General features: G+C 69.8%; 17 protein-coding genes. 7 read left to right on the plus strand and 10 right to left on the minus strand.

Translation table 11 applies throughout. The features are described from left to right. The 3 genes from SAHL_RS09635 to SAHL_RS09645 form a co-directional block, all read right to left on the minus strand. A partial coding sequence (locus tag SAHL_RS09635) for a family 1 encapsulin nanocompartment shell protein (RefSeq protein WP_123591208.1) occupies nucleotides 1-786 on the minus strand: 786 nt, incomplete at its 3' end. 1 nt (nucleotide 787) lies between these two features. Then, nucleotides 788-1,165, minus strand: a complete 378-nt coding sequence (locus tag SAHL_RS09640) for an encapsulin-associated ferritin-like protein (RefSeq protein WP_123591209.1) — start codon at nucleotides 1,163-1,165, stop codon at nucleotides 788-790. 161 nt (nucleotides 1,166-1,326) lie between these two features. Further along, nucleotides 1,327-1,668 carry a hypothetical protein gene (locus tag SAHL_RS09645; RefSeq protein WP_123591210.1) on the minus strand — a complete coding sequence of 114 codons (342 nt, stop codon included), beginning with the start codon at nucleotides 1,666-1,668 and terminating at the stop codon, nucleotides 1,327-1,329. 418 nt (nucleotides 1,669-2,086) lie between these two features. Here SAHL_RS09645 and SAHL_RS09650 point away from each other — a divergent pair, with 418 nt between their 5' ends. After that, entirely contained in the window at nucleotides 2,087-3,685 is a 1,599-nt protein-coding gene (locus tag SAHL_RS09650; protein WP_123591211.1) for an isocitrate lyase, read from the plus strand. Nucleotides 3,686-3,822: 137 nt separating this feature from the next. Here the strand turns inward: SAHL_RS09650 and SAHL_RS09655 are convergent, their stop codons facing one another. Together SAHL_RS09655 and SAHL_RS09660 are read right to left on the minus strand one after the other, a co-directional pair. Beyond that, nucleotides 3,823-4,353: a hypothetical protein gene (locus tag SAHL_RS09655; RefSeq protein WP_123591212.1), complete on the minus strand. Its 531-nt coding sequence runs from the start codon at nucleotides 4,351-4,353 to the stop codon at nucleotides 3,823-3,825. A gap of 128 nt (nucleotides 4,354-4,481) precedes the next feature. After that, nucleotides 4,482-4,943, minus strand: a complete 462-nt coding sequence (locus tag SAHL_RS09660; protein ID WP_245968472.1) for a DUF4186 family protein — start codon at nucleotides 4,941-4,943, stop codon at nucleotides 4,482-4,484. On the opposite strand from SAHL_RS09660, the gene SAHL_RS09665 reads away from it, so the two are divergent. Further along, nucleotides 4,942-5,670, plus strand: a complete 729-nt coding sequence (locus tag SAHL_RS09665) for a gamma-glutamylcyclotransferase (protein WP_123591213.1) — start codon at nucleotides 4,942-4,944, stop codon at nucleotides 5,668-5,670. The genes SAHL_RS09660 and SAHL_RS09665 overlap by 2 nt on opposite strands. A 385-nt stretch (nucleotides 5,671-6,055) precedes the next feature. Here the strand turns inward: SAHL_RS09665 and SAHL_RS09670 are convergent, their stop codons facing one another. The 5 genes from SAHL_RS09670 to SAHL_RS09690 all read right to left on the minus strand — a co-directional run bounded on the left by SAHL_RS09670 (nucleotide 6,056) and on the right by SAHL_RS09690 (nucleotide 10,658). Next, a complete protein-coding gene (locus SAHL_RS09670) occupies nucleotides 6,056-7,273 on the minus strand; it encodes a GGDEF domain-containing protein (protein WP_123591214.1) in 1,218 nt (405 codons plus the stop codon). A gap of 84 nt (nucleotides 7,274-7,357) precedes the next feature. Continuing rightward, nucleotides 7,358-7,774, minus strand: coding sequence for an alternative ribosome rescue aminoacyl-tRNA hydrolase ArfB (gene arfB, locus SAHL_RS09675; RefSeq protein ID WP_123591235.1), 417 nt, complete (start codon nucleotides 7,772-7,774; stop codon nucleotides 7,358-7,360). A 58-nt stretch (nucleotides 7,775-7,832) separates the two neighbouring features. Further along, nucleotides 7,833-8,594 (minus strand): ABC transporter permease, encoded by a 762-nt coding sequence (locus tag SAHL_RS09680; RefSeq protein WP_123591215.1) that lies wholly within the window; start codon nucleotides 8,592-8,594, stop codon nucleotides 7,833-7,835. Continuing rightward, nucleotides 8,591-9,526 (minus strand): ABC transporter ATP-binding protein, encoded by a 936-nt coding sequence (locus tag SAHL_RS09685; protein ID WP_245968474.1) that lies wholly within the window; start codon nucleotides 9,524-9,526, stop codon nucleotides 8,591-8,593. The genes SAHL_RS09680 and SAHL_RS09685 overlap by 4 nt, the downstream gene beginning before the upstream one ends. 301 nt (nucleotides 9,527-9,827) lie before the next feature. After that, nucleotides 9,828-10,658 carry an alpha/beta fold hydrolase gene (locus SAHL_RS09690; RefSeq protein ID WP_123591217.1) on the minus strand — a complete coding sequence of 277 codons (831 nt, stop codon included), beginning with the start codon at nucleotides 10,656-10,658 and terminating at the stop codon, nucleotides 9,828-9,830. A gap of 138 nt (nucleotides 10,659-10,796) precedes the next feature. On the opposite strand from SAHL_RS09690, the gene SAHL_RS09695 reads away from it, so the two are divergent. The 5 genes from SAHL_RS09695 to SAHL_RS09715 all read left to right on the plus strand — a co-directional run bounded on the left by SAHL_RS09695 (nucleotide 10,797) and on the right by SAHL_RS09715 (nucleotide 15,921). Continuing rightward, entirely contained in the window at nucleotides 10,797-12,074 is a 1,278-nt protein-coding gene (locus tag SAHL_RS09695) for a putative DNA modification/repair radical SAM protein (protein ID WP_123591218.1), read from the plus strand. A 30-nt stretch (nucleotides 12,075-12,104) separates the two neighbouring features. Beyond that, complete coding sequence (locus SAHL_RS09700; protein ID WP_148045534.1) at nucleotides 12,105-12,767, plus strand: hypothetical protein; 663 nt, start codon at nucleotides 12,105-12,107, stop codon at nucleotides 12,765-12,767. Nucleotides 12,768-12,867: 100 nt separating this feature from the next. After that, complete coding sequence (locus SAHL_RS09705) at nucleotides 12,868-13,662, plus strand: DUF3307 domain-containing protein (protein WP_123591220.1); 795 nt, start codon at nucleotides 12,868-12,870, stop codon at nucleotides 13,660-13,662. Nucleotides 13,663-13,664: 2 nt separating this feature from the next. Continuing rightward, the gene (locus SAHL_RS09710) at nucleotides 13,665-15,146 is read left to right on the plus strand and encodes a UdgX family uracil-DNA binding protein (RefSeq protein ID WP_184947590.1); all 1,482 of its coding nucleotides are present in this window, start codon (nucleotides 13,665-13,667) and stop codon (nucleotides 15,144-15,146) included. Between the two features lie 220 nt (nucleotides 15,147-15,366). Continuing rightward, on the plus strand, nucleotides 15,367-15,921 hold the full coding sequence (locus SAHL_RS09715) for a DUF2058 family protein (protein WP_184947592.1): 555 nt from the start codon (nucleotides 15,367-15,369) through the stop codon (nucleotides 15,919-15,921). The last annotated feature ends 81 nt before the right edge of the window (nucleotides 15,922-16,002 follow it).

Here is a 16,002-nt window from a genome sequence, read left to right on the forward strand (position 1 = left end):
CGCGGCCTCCGGGCCGAATACCAGCGAGGTGAAGCTCTCCTGAATGTAGAGCGAGACGCTGGATTCGGAATGGCTGCTGTAGCCGATGGAGAAGTCCTGGCCGACGTGCAGCACGAAGTCGCCGCCGCGCATGCTCATCACCACCGCGCCATCCACCGCCGGCGCCCAGACGATCGGCCCCTTGAGGATGCGCCGTACGTGTTCCATCACCGGATAGCCCTGCTGGGTGGTGCGCGTGAGCTCGGTGTAGCAGCGCGGGCCGAGCGCGATCGCGTAGGGGCCGTCGACGCCGGCGCTGCGCAGGGCGTCGGTCGCCTCGGCGACCAGACCCGGATACTGGCCGTAGTCGTCGTCGGCGATGGTCAGCGGGCGATGCTCGGCGGTCTCCATCACCCCGGTGATACCCGCGGCCGCGTAGCCGTTGAACAGGGCGCCGTCCTCCATGAGGGCGGCGCGGCGCGCGGCCTCGGTGACCGCGTCGAGGTCGATGTCCGGGGCGCCGCGGGCGGCCGCCTCGAGCTCGTCGCGGTCCATCTCGAAGGGAATGCGGGCCTCGATCAGGGGCTGGACCTGGCGCTGGCGGATGCGTGCGGCCGGCTCGGGGGCGGCGTCGAGCGCCCGGACCCGGCCCAGATTCACCGCGGCGCGGTCCCAGCCGTGCGGGCCCTCGAAGTCGAACAGCTTGCGCCCGGCCAGCATGCGCTTGAGCGTCTGCCGGGCCTCGTCCTCGATCTCGGCCCAGGCGGCGGGGGTGATCGGCGCGAGTTCACGATGCAGATGATTCATCTCAGTCCTCCCGTAGGCTGCCGACGCCGAGCGAGCCGTCGGCCGCGGCCGTGTCTTCGGCGGCGGTCTCGTCCACGGCGTCTTCCTCGGCGGCCAGAATGTCGCCCTGGGTGAACAGATAGGTGCGCATCTGGGCGTCCAGCGCCGGGTCGCGGCGCCGCAGCCATTCCAGCGTCATCATCGCGTGCTCTTTCTCCTCGTCGCGGTTGTGGCTGAGCAGCGCCTTGAGTTCGGCGTCTTCGGCGGCGTCGATGCGCTGGCTGTACCAGTTTACGGCCTCCAGCTCCTCCATGAGGGAGACGATGCCCCGATGGGCCTCCAGGGTCTGCGCGGACAGCAGCTCGACGGGTTCGTGAAACGAATCACTCGATTCGGCCATGGGAATCTCCACAGGATTGTCGTGTCCATCATCGGGCCGTTGCACCGGTCCGCGTCAAGTCGGCGGCTGCGGCCGATCGCGGCGCGCAATCTTCGCCGTCGTGCGTACCCGGGCGTCCGGGCCGTTTCTTGGCGCGCCGGTCGTCGCTGTCGTCGCGTCGATCAACGCGTGCCGGCGTCCCGGGTCTCCGCATCGAGCGCGGCCCACCACGGCGCATAGCGGCTGTTGGCCGGATGCCGGCGGCTTTCGTCAGGCGCGCCGTCGCACCACCACACCGGGCCGCGTTCACCCAGCGCGACTTTGGCGGTCTGGACGCGTTCGCGCGCCGCCCGCCTCTCGCCGTCGTCGGCGGCATCGCGGACCGCGCGTCGTGCGGCCATGAGGTCGCGCACCCGGGCGTCACGCTCGGCGTCGGTCAGGGACGGGTCGCTGCGGCGCCACAGGCGGCTGCGGGCGACGAAGTAGCGCCCGTCCGGCGTGATCGGATAGTTGGTGTCCGTCATGGGTGTCGGAGCCTAGCGGATCGCGCGCCTCCGCGCGCGAACGGTCTTGCGATCCGTCGGGCGATGCGGGTTTGTGCTCACGGACCGCTCGACCCGCGCCGATCGCTCTTATCGGCGCCCGACTATCGATCATGCCGTATCCGGCCGGTGCGACACGATATCGATCGTCGCTCCGTGGACACGCCGACAGCGATCGAGCTACGCCATGCGGCCGAGTGTTCGGCCGCACGGCCGTTGCAGGGCCATGCGAGCAGGCACTTTAATATTCATGGTGTGAATGTCCGATATCAAATCCATTTACTGTTCGTATTCGTCGGCGCGCCCTAGAATGCGATCCCGATACCGGTGGGCGCGGCGGGCGGATCGTCGCCCGAGCTCGCCGCCTGTGGTGTTCACTCAACCCGAGGGAAAAAACGACATGTCTCAGTACTCGAAAGACGTTGATGCCGTGGCAGCGCTGCGCGACGCGAACGGCAGCGCCTGGGCCGCCATCAACCCCGAGCACGCCGCGCGCATGCGCGCTCAGAACCGTTTCCACACGGGCCTGGATATCGCCAAGTACACGGCCAAGATCATGCGCGAGGACATGGCGGCGTACGACAAGGATTCGTCGCAGTACACCCAGTCGCTGGGCTGCTGGCACGGCTTCATCGGTCAGCAGAAGGCGATCTCGGTCAAGAAGCACTTCGGCTCGCTGAAGAAGAGCTATCTGTACCTGTCCGGCTGGATGGTCGCCGCGCTGCGCTCCGAGTTCGGTCCGCTGCCCGACCAGTCCATGCACGAGAAGACCACCGTGCCGTCGCTGATCGAGGAGCTCTACACCTTCCTCAAGCAGGCCGACGCCTGGGAGCTGAACCACTACTTCCGTGACCTCGAAGAGGCCAAGGAAGCCGGCGACGAAGTCGCCGCTAAGAAGGCGCAGGAGAAGATCGACAACTTCGAGACCCACGTCATCCCGATCATCGCCGACATCGATGCCGGTTTCGGCAACGAAGAGGCCACCTATCTGCTGGCCAAGAAGATGATCGAGGCCGGCGCCTGCGCGATCCAGATCGAAAACCAGGTGTCCGACGTCAAGCAGTGCGGCCATCAGGACGGCAAGGTCACCGTGCCGCATGCCTCGTTCCTGGCCAAGATCAACGCCGTGCGCTATGCGTTCCTGGAGCTGGGCGTGGACGACGGCATCATCGTCGCCCGTACCGACAGCCTGGGCGCGGGCCTGACCCAGCAGATCGCCGTGTCCAACGAGCCGGGCGATCTGGGCGATCAGTACAACAGCTACCTCGACGGCGAGGAGATCACGGATCCGTCCGAGATCAACGCCTCCGACGTCGTGATCAAGCAGAACGGCAAGCTGGTGCGCCTGAACCGTCTGTCCTCGGGGCTGTTCGAGTTCAAGAAGGGCACCGGTGAGGACCGCGTGGTGCTGGATTGCATCACCAGCCTCAAGAACGGCGCCGATCTGCTGTGGATCGAGACCTCGACCCCGAACGTGGCGCACATCGCCAGCATGGTCGATCGCATCCGCGAGGAAGTGCCGGACGCGAAGCTGGTCTACAACAACAGCCCGTCGTTCAACTGGACGCTGAACTTCCGTCAGCAGGTCTTCGATGCCTGGAAGGACGAGGGCAAGGACGTGTCCGCCTACGACCGCGCCCAGCTGATGAGCCCGGAGTACGACGACACCGAGCTCGCCCGGGTGGCCGACGAGTGGACGCGTGACTTCCAGAAGGAAGGCGCGGCCAAGGCCGGCATCTTCCATCACCTGATCACGCTGCCGACCTACCACACCGCGGCCCTGTCGACCGATCAGCTCGCCAAGGGCTACTTCGGCGATCTGGGCATGCTGGCCTACGTGGAAGGCGTCCAGCGCGCCGAGATCCGCGAAGGCATCGCCACCGTCAAGCACCAGGACATGGCCGGTTCCAACATCGGCGATGACCACAAGGAGTTCTTCTCGCGCGAGAACGCGCTGAAGGCCGGTGGCAAGAGCAACACCATGAACCAGTTCGGCTGAACGCCGGGGCCATGGTGGCGACGGGCGTCCGTCCGTCGCCCATGAAAAAGCGGGACCCGAGGGTCCCGCTTTTTTTTATGTCTGAAACGGGCCCGCCGTCCCGCCCGGGCCGGGTGGGGCGACGACGGGATTCTGCCTCAGGCGGGTTGGCCGCCGGCGTGGCCGCTCGCGGATGCGTCATGGGCGGTCGGCGCGTTGCGCTGGCGGCGAAGCGCCTGGAAGGTCACGGCCCCGACGGCGATGCCGAGCACCGCGCCGATCGCGCCGGCGGCGGTCAGCGCGAACAGCGAGATCACCAGCCCCGCCCCGGCGACGACGACCCGGCTCCAGCCGCTCGTTCCGGCCCGGGCCCGCGGATAGTAGCGCTGCAGCGCGGCCGCGCTCAGGCCGGTGATGAAGGCGAGCCCGAACGCCCCCGCGCCGCCCAGCGGATCGCTGGCCGCCCAGCGCATGGTCACGATGACCGCAAACGCCAGCAGGCAGTAGCCGAGACAGACCAGAAAGAAGTCCAGCTCCCGCCGGAAGGGCGTCGGGCGGGCGTCGGGATCGGCTTCGATGCGGCGCAGTCCGTCGACCAGCAGCTCGCGTTCGCGCGGTGTGAAGGCGCTGCCGGCCGTGGCCTCGGTCAGCTTGGTCTGAAGTGCGCTCAGTTCCGGATCGCTTGGCATGCAATGTCCCCTTGGTTGAGATCGGTTCCTGGTCGGTCGCCGACTACTCTCGCACGATCGGCCGCGCGGGTGGAGTCGACCTCCGTGGCATGCGCGTTCGCGCTTACGCATGCCCCGTTCGCCGCGCCTCAATCCCGGAACAGGTCGGGCTGGCGCGGTGCGGTCGCCGCTTCGGGCTGGCCGCGCAGCCAGCGCGCGATCACCGCGAGCACATAGGCCTGTTCCCGCGCGGACAGCGCGCGCTCGGCGGGAATGCGATGCCAGCGCGCCAGGCATGTCCGGCAGCAGGTGCCGGTGGCATGCTGGGCCACGAAGATCGGGTGGTTGCGCCACGGGGTCTGGCGACCGTCGTTGGCCGGCCGGGCCGGAGCCAGGCGGTCGGCGACGAACTCGGCGCCGTGTGCAAGCACCGCATCCAGACCGCGCTGGGCCAGATAGTCGGCCTCGCGCCGGCCGAGCGCGAAGCGGCGGCGGAAACGGGACCGGGCCAGCCCGGCGAACAGATCGTCCAGATCGCGCATGCCCGCAGGATAACCGCTCGGGCGGCGTGGCTCGACGTCCGCGGCCAGGCGCGCAATACTAAAGACCATGACCGATTCGAACGCGGCCCCGGGCGGGCTGCCCAGCGGCATCACCCGCGAGGTGCTCGAACGTGACGGCCTGCGCGAGACGCTGCGCCGCCGCCACCCCGATCTGCCCATGATCTCGAACGCCGGCATGCGTGCCTCGATCCGCGACACGCTCGCCGCCCGGCCGCCGCTGGCGGGCGCGGCCGACGGCGTCTGGCTGTTCGGCTACGGCTCGCTGTTGTGGAACCCCTGCGTCGCGGTCGCGGAGTGGCGGGACGCGCGTCTCTACGGCTATCACCGCGATTTCCGCATCCGCCTGACCCACGGCCGCGGCTGCCCCGATGCCCCCGGTCTGATGCTGGGACTGGTCCGCGGCGGCTCCTGTCCCGGCATGGCGCTGCGCGTGGCCGTCGACGATCTCGACCACGAACTGCTCATGATCTGGCGCCGGGAAATGCTCACCGGCGTCTATACCCCGCGCTGGGTCCGGCTGCGCACCGACGCCGGACCGGTCGCCGCGATCGCGTTCGTGGTCAACCGCGCGCACGAGAACTACTGCGGCCGCCTCGACGAGACCGAGGTCGTGCAACTGCTGGCCACGGGCCACGGCGAAATCGGTTCGGCCGCCGACTATCTGGACAGCACGGTCGCGCGGCTCGATGCGCAGGGCATTCACGACCGCCGGCTGCGGCATCTGCGGGCCCGCGTGGCCGCGCAGCGCGCCCGCATGGCCGCCTCCAGCGGCTAGAGGCTTCGGCGCGGCACCGCCCGCAGGGCCGTGGCAGTCGACGGGGGCCGCGTGCGGCCGACGTGGCCCGGTTTGCCGACCAGCCCGGCGGACGCCGACGCGCGGACGTGGCGACGCCTGCAACGCGGTAGGGCCTCGGCGACGGCGCCGACGCTCGACCGTGCCGGCGCCGCGAGCGCGCGGCCACGCCCGTCTTGTCCAACCGAGCCCTTGCGAAGAACGTATCCGCGGCGCCGGGCGCCAAGGTTTTCGCGCCGTGGCCGTCCGCGGTATCGGCGGCGCGTTCCCCGAGTCAGCACCGTCGGCGCGGCTGGTCCAGCCCGAGCGCGCTCTATGCATGCGGTGAACGGCCGGCCGGGGCGATGATTCGCGGCGCGGGTTCCTGTCAGGCGGGCGCATGCCGGGTCCGGCCCGGCGCATTCGCATCGGCCTCGTCGAACGGCGGCCAGACGCGGTTGCGGCCCGCGTCCTTGGCCGCGTACAGCGCCGAATCGGCGCCGTCGATGAGCTGGTCGACCCGGAAACGCGCCAGCGACCCGGCCATGGCGCCGATGCTCACCGTGACCACGCCGTGGTCATGGCGCTCGGCGTGGCGGATGCCGAAGCCCTCGACCGCGTGCCGGATGCGTTCGCCGATGCGCACCGCGTCGGCCAGGCCGGCACCGTGCAGCAGCACCAGAAACTCTTCGCCGCCGACGCGCACGGCCAGGTCGCTGTCGTTGCGCAGCCGGGCATAGAGCGCGCCGGCGATGCGCTGCAGGCAGGCATCGCCCTCGGGATGCCCGTGGTGGTCGTTGAAGGCCTTGAAGTGGTCGACGTCGATCATGAGCGCGGCCACCGACAGATCGCTGCCGTGCAGGCCCGTCTGCAGCGATTCGATCCGCCGTTCCAGCGCGTAGCGGTTGGCTAGGCCGGTGAGCGGATCGTGCCGCGCGGCGAGCTCGGCCTCCTCGCGCTTGAGCCGGTCCTGCAGGCGGCGCAGAAAGGCATAGCGGGTGTCCCATTCCATGCGATAGCTGGCCGCGATTCCCAGATAGGCCACACAGGGCATGATCGTCAGGCCCACGAGCTGGGTGGCCACGGTGTTGGCGTGGGGCAGCAGGACCGCCAGATAGGCCGCGACGATGAGGGCGGTCGTGGCGGCGGCGAACCGGAAGTCCAGCCGCTGATTGACGCAGGCATAGATCAGCACCGGCAGCACCAGAAACTGGTACTGGTCCGCGGAGGGACCGCTGTTGAGCGCATAGACGCAGAGAATCTGCGCCACCATGGCCAGCGGTATCGTCGCCGTGAGGGACTCGCGCAGGATCAGCCCCGGCTCCCGCCGGACGAGCCAGCCGGCCAGCAGGATCACCGGCGTGACCACCAGCAGATGCGCGACCAGTGCGATCAGGAAGGTCTGCGGCAGCAGCAGAAAGTCCACGATCAGAAACAGGTTGTAGATCAGCAGGGTGGGCCCGATCGTGGCGAGCGTCACGCGCGCCTGATGGCGCCGGCGGTAGGTCTCGAAGGCGCGCTCCACCGCCGGCGGAAAGCGCAGGCCCGGGCCGCGGTTGTCGATGCAGCGCCGGACTTCGGCGCGGGTGATGGTCGGTTCGCTCATGCGCAGGACCGAGGCTCTCGAATCATGGTTACCGCGGTTGTTCTAGCACGTCGTCGGCGGCGCTTGAATACGCCATTCCGACGATCACTCCGGGTCGACGCGTCCGCGCAGTGTCTTCTTGCGGCCGCGTCGTGTCTTGTTGTCCACGCGTTTTCGGCGGGCCGCGCGACTGGCGCGCGTGGGGCGTCGTTTCTTGCGTTCGCGCGTGGCCGCGCGGATCAGCGCCTGCAGTCGCGCAAGGGCGTCGGCGCGGTTGGCCTCCTGCGTGCGGTGACGCTGGGCCTTGATCACGATCACCCCGTCCGCCGAGATCCGCTGGTCGGCCAGCGCCAGCAGGCGTTCCTTGTAGACGTCGGGCAGCGATGAGGCCCGGATGTCGAAGCGCAGATGAATCGCCGTGGCGACCTTGTTGACGTTCTGGCCGCCAGCGCCGCGGGCGCGGATCGCCCGCAGCTCGACCTCGTGCATGGGTAGGCCGACGCGGCCGGAGATCGCGAGCATGGTCACCGTCCGGGCCGCCATGGGGCCGGCCATTGGAGCCGTTGGCACTGGGGCGCGGTCATGATTTGAGCCGGTAGCCGGTCCGGAAGATCCAGGCGACCAGCGCCATGCAGGCGGCCAGAAACACCGTGATCATCACCAGACTGAGGCCCACGCTGACGTCGGCCACGCCGTAGAAGCTCCAGCGAAAGCCGGAGACCAGATACACCACCGGGTTGAACAAAGTGATCTTCTGCCACAGGGGCGGGAGCATGTCGATCGCGTAGAAGGTGCCGCCGAGGAAGGTCAGCGGTGTGACGATCAGCAGCGGGACGAGCTGGAGTTTCTCGAAATTGTCGGCCCAGATGCCGATGATGAAGCCGAACAGGCTGAAGGTGACCGAGGTCAGCACCAGGAACAGCAGCATCATGAACGGATGCGCGATCTCCAGATCCACGAACAGCGACGCCGTGGCCAGGATGATCAGCCCGAGCATGGCTGACTTGGTCGCCGCCGCACCGACATAGCTGATCACGATCTCCACGTAGGAGATGGGTGCGGAGAGCAGCTCGTAGATGGTGCCGATGAACTTCGGGAAATAGATCGCGAACGAGGCGTTGGAAATGCCCTGGGTCATCAGCGTCAGCATGATCAGCCCGGGCACGATGAAGGCGCCGTAGCTCACGCCGCCGACCTCGTCGATGCGCGAACCGATCGCCGAGCCGAAGACCACGAAGTACAGGGACGTTGAAATCACCGGCGAGACCACGCTCTGGAAGAGCGTGCGCCATGTGCGTGCCATCTCGGTCTTGTAGATCGTGGCGATGGCGTGGAAATTCATGCGCGGCCTCCCGTGTTGACCAGATCCACGAAGATCTCCTCCAACGAGCTCTTCTGGGTGTCGACGTCGCGCAGGCCCACCCCGGCGGCGTCGAGATCGCGGAACAGCGCGGATATGCCGGCCGCGCGGTCGCGGCTGTTATAGGTGTGGATAAGGGCCCAGCCGTCGTCGCTCACGGTCAGATCGTGATCGGCGAGCGCCGCCGGCAGGCGTTCGAGCGGCCGGTCCAGCTGCAGAGTCAGACGCTTCTCGCCGAGCCGACGCATCAGTTCGTGGGTCTCTTCGACCACGACCAGCTCGCCGGCGTTGATCACGCCGATGCGGTCGGCCATCTGCTCGGCCTCCTCGAGATAGTGGGTGGTCAGAATGATGGTGACCCCGGACTCGCGCAGCGCGCGCACGACCTGCCACATGCTGCGACGCAGTTCGACGTCCACCCCCGCCGTGGGTTCGTCGAGAAACAGGATGCTCGGCTCGTGGGCCAGCGCCTTGGCGATCATCACGCGCCGCTTCATGCCGCCCGACAGCGTCATGAGCATGGCGTCGCGCTTGTCCCAGAGCGACAGCTCGCGCAGGACCCGATCGACGCGTTCGGGATCCTTCGGCTTGCCGAACAGCCCGCGGCTGAAGGCGACGGTGGCGCGGACCTTCTCGAACTGGTCGGTGGTCAGTTCCTGCGGCACCAGCCCGATCTTTTCGCGCGCCGCGCGATAGTCGCTGATGATGTCGTGGCCGTCGGCGGTCGCACGGCCGTCGCTCGGGTTGACCAGACCGCAGAGAATGCTGATCAGCGTCGTCTTGCCGGCGCCGTTGGGGCCGAGCAGGGCGAATATCTCGCCGCGCGGAATCTCCAGGTCGATGCCCTTGAGCGCGGTGAAGCCGGAGGCGAAGGTCTTGGTCAGGCCCTGAATCGAGATGATCGGTGACGACACGGACGGTCCTCGGGTCGAGCGGACGGACGGCGGCCCGCGTAGGGTACGCCAGCGCGGCTGCGGCGCAACGCCCGCCCGCATGCGGCGGCGGTTGAACGCGCCCTCCGCCGTCCCGGGCTACGGCGCGGGGCGGGGCGGACGCGCACGGATGCGGCAACGGGCCGCGGCCGCTCGCCGCGGCGGGCCCGGCCGGTGCGGTTAAGCGGCCTCGGGAGCCGCGACGGCGGCCGAGGGCGCGGCATCGGTGTGCCGGCGCCTCGGCGTTGGCCGGTCGTCGTCCGTACCCCGGCGCTGCCCGCCCTCAGGCGATGAAGTCGATCAGCGCGCGGTTGAATTCATCGGCGTGGGTCGCGTTGATCGCGTGCGGCCCGCCCTGGATCACCGAGACCGAGCTGTCGCCGATCATGTCCGCCGCGCGCTTGCCGCTGACCTCGAAGGGCACGATGGCGTCGGCATCGCCGTGCAGGATCAGCACGGGGACGTCGATGCGCTCGAGATCGCCGCGGAAGTCGGTGCGGCCAAAGGCGGCGATGCAGTCGAGCGTGCCCTTGGGCGAGGCGAAGGAGGCGATCTGGCGGTGGTACTGCCGGTTGGCCTCGCTGACCAGCAGGCCCTGCTCGCTGCTGAAGAACTGGGTCGTGAAGTCCTCGAGAAAGGCGATGCGGTCGCCGCGCACGCCGTCCTCGAACTGGGCGATGGTCGCATCGTCCAGGCCGCCGTCCGGATTGTCGTCGCTCTTGTAGAGATACGGCGGCACCGCCGCGGCCAGCACCGCACGGGCGATGCGCTCGGAGCCGTAGCGGCCGAGATAGCGTGCGACCTCGCCGCCGCCCATGGAAAAGCCCACCAGCGTCGCCTCGCGCAGGTCGAGGTGGGCCAGCAGGGCCTGCAGATCGGCGGCGAAGGTGTCGTAGTCGTAGCCGCTCCAGGGCTGCGACGAGCGCCCGAAGCCGCGCCGGTCATAGGTGATCACGCGATGCCCGGCCTCGATCAGGGCCCCCACCTGGGGCTCCCAGCTGCGGCCGCTCATCGGCCAGCCGTGGACCAGGACCACCGGTCGGCCGCTGCCGTGATCCTCGTAGTAGAGCTCGACCGGGGCCTCGTTCTCCGTCGCAACCTGTAGAAACGCCATGACGTTCGTCTCGCTTTTCGTGTCGGAACTGCAGTCTCGCCCGAGTGCGCCGGCAGGGCAATGCGGCGGGGGTGCAACCCCGCCACCGGCCGGCTGCGTACTGGACCGATACGCTTCGTGACTGTATAAAAATACACAATGGAAACCGTACGCAAACTCGCCATCCTGGCCGATGCGGCCAAGTACGATGCGTCCTGTGCGTCCAGTGGCAGCGCGCGCCGTGATTCGGTCGGTGGACGCGGTGTCGGCTCGGCCGGCGGCTCGGGCATATGCCATGCCTATGCGCCGGACGGGCGCTGCATCTCGCTGCTCAAGATCCTGCTCACCAACTTCTGCATCCACGAGTGCAGCTACTGCATCAACCGCAACTCATCGAATGTGCCTCGGGCGCGCTTCACGACCGCGGAAGTCGTCGACCTGACCCTGGCGTTCTACAAGCGCAACTACATCGAGGGGCTGTTTCTGTCCTCCGGCGTCATCCGCACGCCCGACTACACCATGGATCAGCTTGTCCGGGTCGCGCGCAGCCTGCGCGAGGATCACGATTTCCGCGGCTATATCCACCTCAAGACCATTCCCGATGCCGACGGCGAACTGCTGGCCGCCGCTGGCCGCTACGCCGATCGCCTGTCGATCAACGTCGAGCTGCCGACCCAGGACGGGCTCGATCGGCTCGCGCCGGAAAAGGACCACCGCACCATCAAGCTGTCGATGGCGCGCATCCGTGCCCGAAGCGAAGCGCACGCCGAGGACCGGCGCGCCGCCCGACGCGTGACCAGTGCGCGGCCGAAGGCGGCCGGCCCGGGCCGGTTCGCCCCGGCCGGCCAGTCCACCCAGATGATCGTTGGCGCCGAACCCTCGACCGATGCCGACATCCTGTCGACCACGGCGGATCTGTACGCCGCTTATCGGCTCAAGCGGGTCTATTTCTCCGCCTTCTCGCCCATTCCCGACAGCTCGGCGGCGTTGCCCGCGCGGCGCACCTCGCTGATGCGCGAGCATCGCCTGTATCAGTCCGACTGGCTGCTGCGCTTCTACGGCTACGGCGCCGACGAGATCACGGCCGGCGGCGACGACCGCGTCACGCCCGGCATGCTGGATCTGGACGTCGATCCCAAGCTCGGCTGGGCGCTGCGCAACCGCGGTTTCTTTCCCGTGGACCTGAACCGCGACTCGCGTCCCCGGCTGCTGCGCGTGCCGGGGCTGGGCGTGAAATCGGTGAATCGGCTGCTGTCGATCCGGCGCTGGCAGCGGATCCGGCTCGAGGATCTGGTCGCGCTGAAGGCCGGCATCGCCCGCGCCATGCCGTTCATCGTCTGCGCCAATCACCGGCCGGCGGTCGCGGATGCGCCCAGCGCCGCGCTGCGCGCCCGGTTTGCGCCGCCCGCCGCCGCCCAGCAGACTTTCGACTTCTGATGATCCGGCTGGCGACGAGCGGGGGTGGCGATGACAGCGACGGTATGCGTGCTGACCGGCGACATCGTGCGTTCCGGCGCGCTGTCGGCCGAGACGCTCGATGGCGTGATGGCCGGGATCGAGGCGTTCTCGGGCGTCGTCGCCGCCTGGCCCGGGGCGCCGGACGTGCGCGAGGAGCGTTTTCGCGGCGACGGCTGGCAGCTGTATCTCGGCGCGCCGCGCTGGACGCTGCGCGCGGCCCTTGGCCTGCGAGCGGCGATCCGGTCGCGGCACCCCTCGGTGGAGACACGTCTGGCCGCGGCGTTCGGCCCGGCTCGCCTCGGCGCGCGGCTGGCCGCGTCCTCGGGCGCGGCCTTCGAGGCGTCGGGGCGGGCGCTCGAGGGGCTCGGCACGCATCGGCTGTGGCGCTTCGGCGGCGGGCTCGGGTCCGTCGCCCTGGACGATCTGGCGGACGGCCTGTTCGCGGTCTGCGACCGCTGCTCGCAGGGCTGGACCGAACGCCAGGCCGAGGTGTTCGGCCGGCTCGCGGTGCCCGACGCACCGGCGATGATCGACGTGGCGGCGGCGCTCGAGGTCGCGCCGCAGACGGTGCACGCGCATTTCGAGCGGGCCGACGGCCACGCGTTGCTCGATGCCGTGGCCCGCTTCGAGGCCGCAGTGGATTCAGTCGTTCCGAGCCCATCAGTCGAATAAAGCTGATTTTGGAAAATCAGCCGAATACGGCTGATATGACATCGCTCGGGCGTCGCGCCACCGGTGCCCGGTGGGGCCACGGATACAGGAGGCGACCGTCATGCTCGCGACATTGACGATGCTGGCGTTCGCGCACGTGCTGGCCGATTTCGTGCTCCAGAGCCGCGCGATGGTCGCGCGCAAGCATCGGCGCGTCGTTCTGCTCCGGCATACGGCGATCGTGGGCGCGAGCGCGTTCGTCGCGCTCGCGGCCTGGACGCCGGGTGCGCTGATCGCGGTCGCTGTCGTCACCCTCGCGCATGCGGGCATCGATGCCGCCAAACTGGCGCTGGCGCGGCGCGCCCGACATCCCTTCGCGGCACTGCGGCTGTTCGGTGCCGATCAGTGCGCCCATCTGTTGTCTATCGGCATCGTGGCCGCGCTCCTGCCCCAGGCCTACGCCGAGGGGCTGTGGCCGGCGGTGCTCGGCTCGACTGCGGCCCAGGGGCTGGCGGCCGCGGCCGCGCTCGTCACCGGCGTCATCGCCGCGACGCGGGTGGGCGATCTGATGCTCGCCCAGCTGCTGGCCGGGATCCGGCACTCGCGTTCGGCCGGATCGCCAGGGTCCGCGGCCGGCCGGGCCGAGGATGCCGGTGGCGCCGACGAGTTGCGCGCCGGGGCCTGGATCGGCTGGCTGGAACGCGGTCTCGTTTTTCTGTTCGTGCTTCTCGGCGAGTTCAACGCGATCGGCTTCGTGATCGCCGCCAAATCGATCCTGCGCTTCGAATACGCGCGCGACCCGGCCAAGAGCGAGCTGGTCATCATTGGTACGCTCGCGAGTTTCGGCTGGGCGGTGCTCACGGCGCTGGCGACCGCGGCCGCTCTCGACGGTCTATGGCCCGCAGGCGCGGGTTGACCATGCACCAGCCGTCCCTGTTCGGCCAGGCGGATGCCGCCGGCGCCGAGCGCACCGTGGTGCGGTTCGCGCCCGATTTCGAGGCCTGGCGGCATGCCGCGTGTGTCCAGTGGCGCGCGGGACGCGCGCCGGACGCGCTCTGGTGGCAGGCTGATCCTGCGGCGCGCGGCGACGAGCCGACCCGGGTCGTCGGGCCACGCGTGCCGAAGGCCTTCGGAGCGCTGGCGCGCGCGGTGGTCTGCCACCGCAGCGCCGATCGCGGGGCGCTGCTCTACCGGCTGCTCTGGCGTCTGTCCCAAGGCGAACGACATCTGCTGGCGCTGGCCGGCGACGCCGACGTGGCGCGGGCCAACCGCTATGCGAAAGCCGTCCGGCGCGATGCCCACAAGATGAAGGCATTCGTGCGCTTCCGCGCGGTTCCGGACCCGGAGGCGATCGACGGCGAGCCGCGCTACGTGGCCTGGTTCGAACCCGAGCACGAGATCATCGCCCACGTCGCGGATTTCTTCGTACGGCGTTTCGCCAACATGCGCTGGTCGATCCTCACACCGGATCGCTGCCTGCACTACGAGGGCCGGGGCCGGCCGTGGTTCTCGGCGGGTAGCGACGCGGCCGCCGCCCCGGCCGGCGACGCGCTGGAGGACGCTTGGCGCGTCTACTACCGCAGCATCTTCAATCCCGCGCGCCTGAAGCGGCGGGCGATGCAGTCGGAAATGCCGGCGAAGTACTGGAAGAACATGCCGGAAGCCGAGCTGATTCCGTCGCTGATCGCCGGTGCCGATGCTCGCGTCGCGGCGATGGAGGCGCAGGGTGGCGGCTCGGAGCGGCTGCGCTGCGGCCCGCGTCCCGAGCGCCCGGCGGCCCGGGAGGCGGCGGCGGTGGCGCGCACGCCGGAGGCCTCGCTGGAACGGCTGCAGCTGCAGGCCGCGGCCTGTCGCGGCTGTCCCCTGTGGCGGCCGGCGACCCGTACGGTGTTCGGCGAGGGCCCCGCGGACGCCCGCATCGCGGTCGTTGGCGAGCAGCCGGGCGACGCCGAGGATCTGGCCGGGCGTCCGTTCGTCGGCCCGGCCGGCCGACTGCTCGACCGCGCGCTGGCCGAGGCCGGCCTGGATCGCGCCGCGCTCTATCTGACCAATGCCGTCAAGCACTTCAAGTTCACACCGCGGGGCAAGGCGCGTATCCACGCCAAGCCGGCCTACCGCGAAATCGCCGCGTGCCGGCCGTGGCTGGACGCCGAACTGGAACTGCTGCGGCCGGCGCTCGTAGTCTGCCTCGGCGCGACCGCCGCGCGGACCCTGCTCGGGCGGCCGGTCACGGTGGCCCGCCAGCGCGGCCGGATCGTCGAGGTCGGCGAGCGCGCCTGCCTGGTCACCTTCCATCCCGCACACCTGCTCCGCAGCGGCGCGGCCGGCGACTACCGCGACTTCGTCGCCGATCTGGCCCGCGCGGCACGGCGCGCGCATGACGGCGTGCGGCCGGTCTGACGAGATCGTAGCGGGCGCCCGGTGGGCGGCGCGTGGCGCATGAGATCGCGAACCCGCCCGCAGGCCGGCCGCCAGACGTCGATCGTCGATGCCCGGACGCGTTCAAGACCGCCGCGGCCATGATCGCCCGCTCGTGCGGCACACCGGGGTCGGCGCAGCCCGAATGCGCGGGTAGACTGTGTCGCGACAGTCCGCGGCAACGATGCGAGAGGCGACAGGCATGGGCAAATCGCTGCAGGATCAACTGCTGGCCAAGGGCGTGGCGCGGCCCAAGCAGGCCAAGAAGGCGCGGCGTGAGAAGGCCGCCCGGGACAAGGCCGCGCGGCAGCAGGGCGCGGCGACCGATGCGCCGGACACCGCCCGCGAGATCGCGGCCGCGGAGGCGGCCAAACGCGAACGCGACCGGGCGCTCAACGCCGAACAGAAGCGCCGCCGCGAGGCCCGCGAGCGGGACGCATCGGTCGCCCAGCTGATCGAGGGTCACGCGGTGGCCGCCCAGGGTGACGCCGACGACGCGGTGCAGTACAACTACCACATCGGCGACGCGATACGGCGCATCGCCGTGAGCGACCGCCAGCGCCGCGACCTCGCCGCGGGCCGGCTCGGCATCGTCCGCCACGGCGGCCGTGCCGTGCTCGTGCCCCGCGAGGCCGCCGACCGCATCGCCGCGCTCATGCCCGAGGCCGTCTGGCGCGCCCGGCCGGAGGACGATCCGGCCCCCGATCCGGATGATCCCTACGCGGACTATCCGGTGCCCGACGATCTGATGTGGTAGGCGCGCGCCGGTCGCGGCGTCGCAGCGGCTTTTGTCCGCCAGAAGTCGGATACCGCGGCGGGCCGTGACCGACGCCATCGG

Source organism: Salinisphaera orenii subsp. halophila YIM 95161, from assembly GCF_003732545.1.
GTDB classification, from domain to species: domain Bacteria; phylum Pseudomonadota; class Gammaproteobacteria; order Nevskiales; family Salinisphaeraceae; genus Salinisphaera; species Salinisphaera orenii_A.

Bases quoted from the DNA above. Each gene is read 5' to 3' on its own strand.
- SAHL_RS09710 (WP_184947590.1), top strand. From the start codon at position 13,665: ATGCACCAGCCGTCCCTGTTCGGCCAGGCGGATGCCGCCGGCGCCGAG.
- SAHL_RS09650 (WP_123591211.1), top strand. From the start codon at position 2,087: ATGTCTCAGTACTCGAAAGACGTTGATGCCGTGGCAGCGCTGCGCGAC.
- SAHL_RS09670 (WP_123591214.1), bottom strand. From the start codon at position 7,273: ATGAGCGAACCGACCATCACCCGCGCCGAAGTCCGGCGCTGCATCGAC.
- SAHL_RS09715 (WP_184947592.1), top strand. From the start codon at position 15,367: ATGGGCAAATCGCTGCAGGATCAACTGCTGGCCAAGGGCGTGGCGCGG.
- SAHL_RS09680 (WP_123591215.1), bottom strand. From the start codon at position 8,594: ATGAATTTCCACGCCATCGCCACGATCTACAAGACCGAGATGGCACGC.
- SAHL_RS09705 (WP_123591220.1), top strand. From the start codon at position 12,868: ATGCTCGCGACATTGACGATGCTGGCGTTCGCGCACGTGCTGGCCGAT.
- SAHL_RS09665 (WP_123591213.1), top strand. From the start codon at position 4,942: ATGACCGATTCGAACGCGGCCCCGGGCGGGCTGCCCAGCGGCATCACC.
- SAHL_RS09690 (WP_123591217.1), bottom strand. From the start codon at position 10,658: ATGGCGTTTCTACAGGTTGCGACGGAGAACGAGGCCCCGGTCGAGCTC.
- SAHL_RS09655 (WP_123591212.1), bottom strand. From the start codon at position 4,353: ATGCCAAGCGATCCGGAACTGAGCGCACTTCAGACCAAGCTGACCGAG.
- SAHL_RS09640 (WP_123591209.1), bottom strand. From the start codon at position 1,165: ATGGCCGAATCGAGTGATTCGTTTCACGAACCCGTCGAGCTGCTGTCC.
- SAHL_RS09695 (WP_123591218.1), top strand. From the start codon at position 10,797: ATGGAAACCGTACGCAAACTCGCCATCCTGGCCGATGCGGCCAAGTAC.
- SAHL_RS09660 (WP_245968472.1), bottom strand. From the start codon at position 4,943: ATGGTCTTTAGTATTGCGCGCCTGGCCGCGGACGTCGAGCCACGCCGC.
- SAHL_RS09700 (WP_148045534.1), top strand. From the start codon at position 12,105: ATGACAGCGACGGTATGCGTGCTGACCGGCGACATCGTGCGTTCCGGC.
- arfB (WP_123591235.1), bottom strand. From the start codon at position 7,774: ATGCTCGCGATCTCCGGCCGCGTCGGCCTACCCATGCACGAGGTCGAG.
- SAHL_RS09645 (WP_123591210.1), bottom strand. From the start codon at position 1,668: ATGACGGACACCAACTATCCGATCACGCCGGACGGGCGCTACTTCGTC.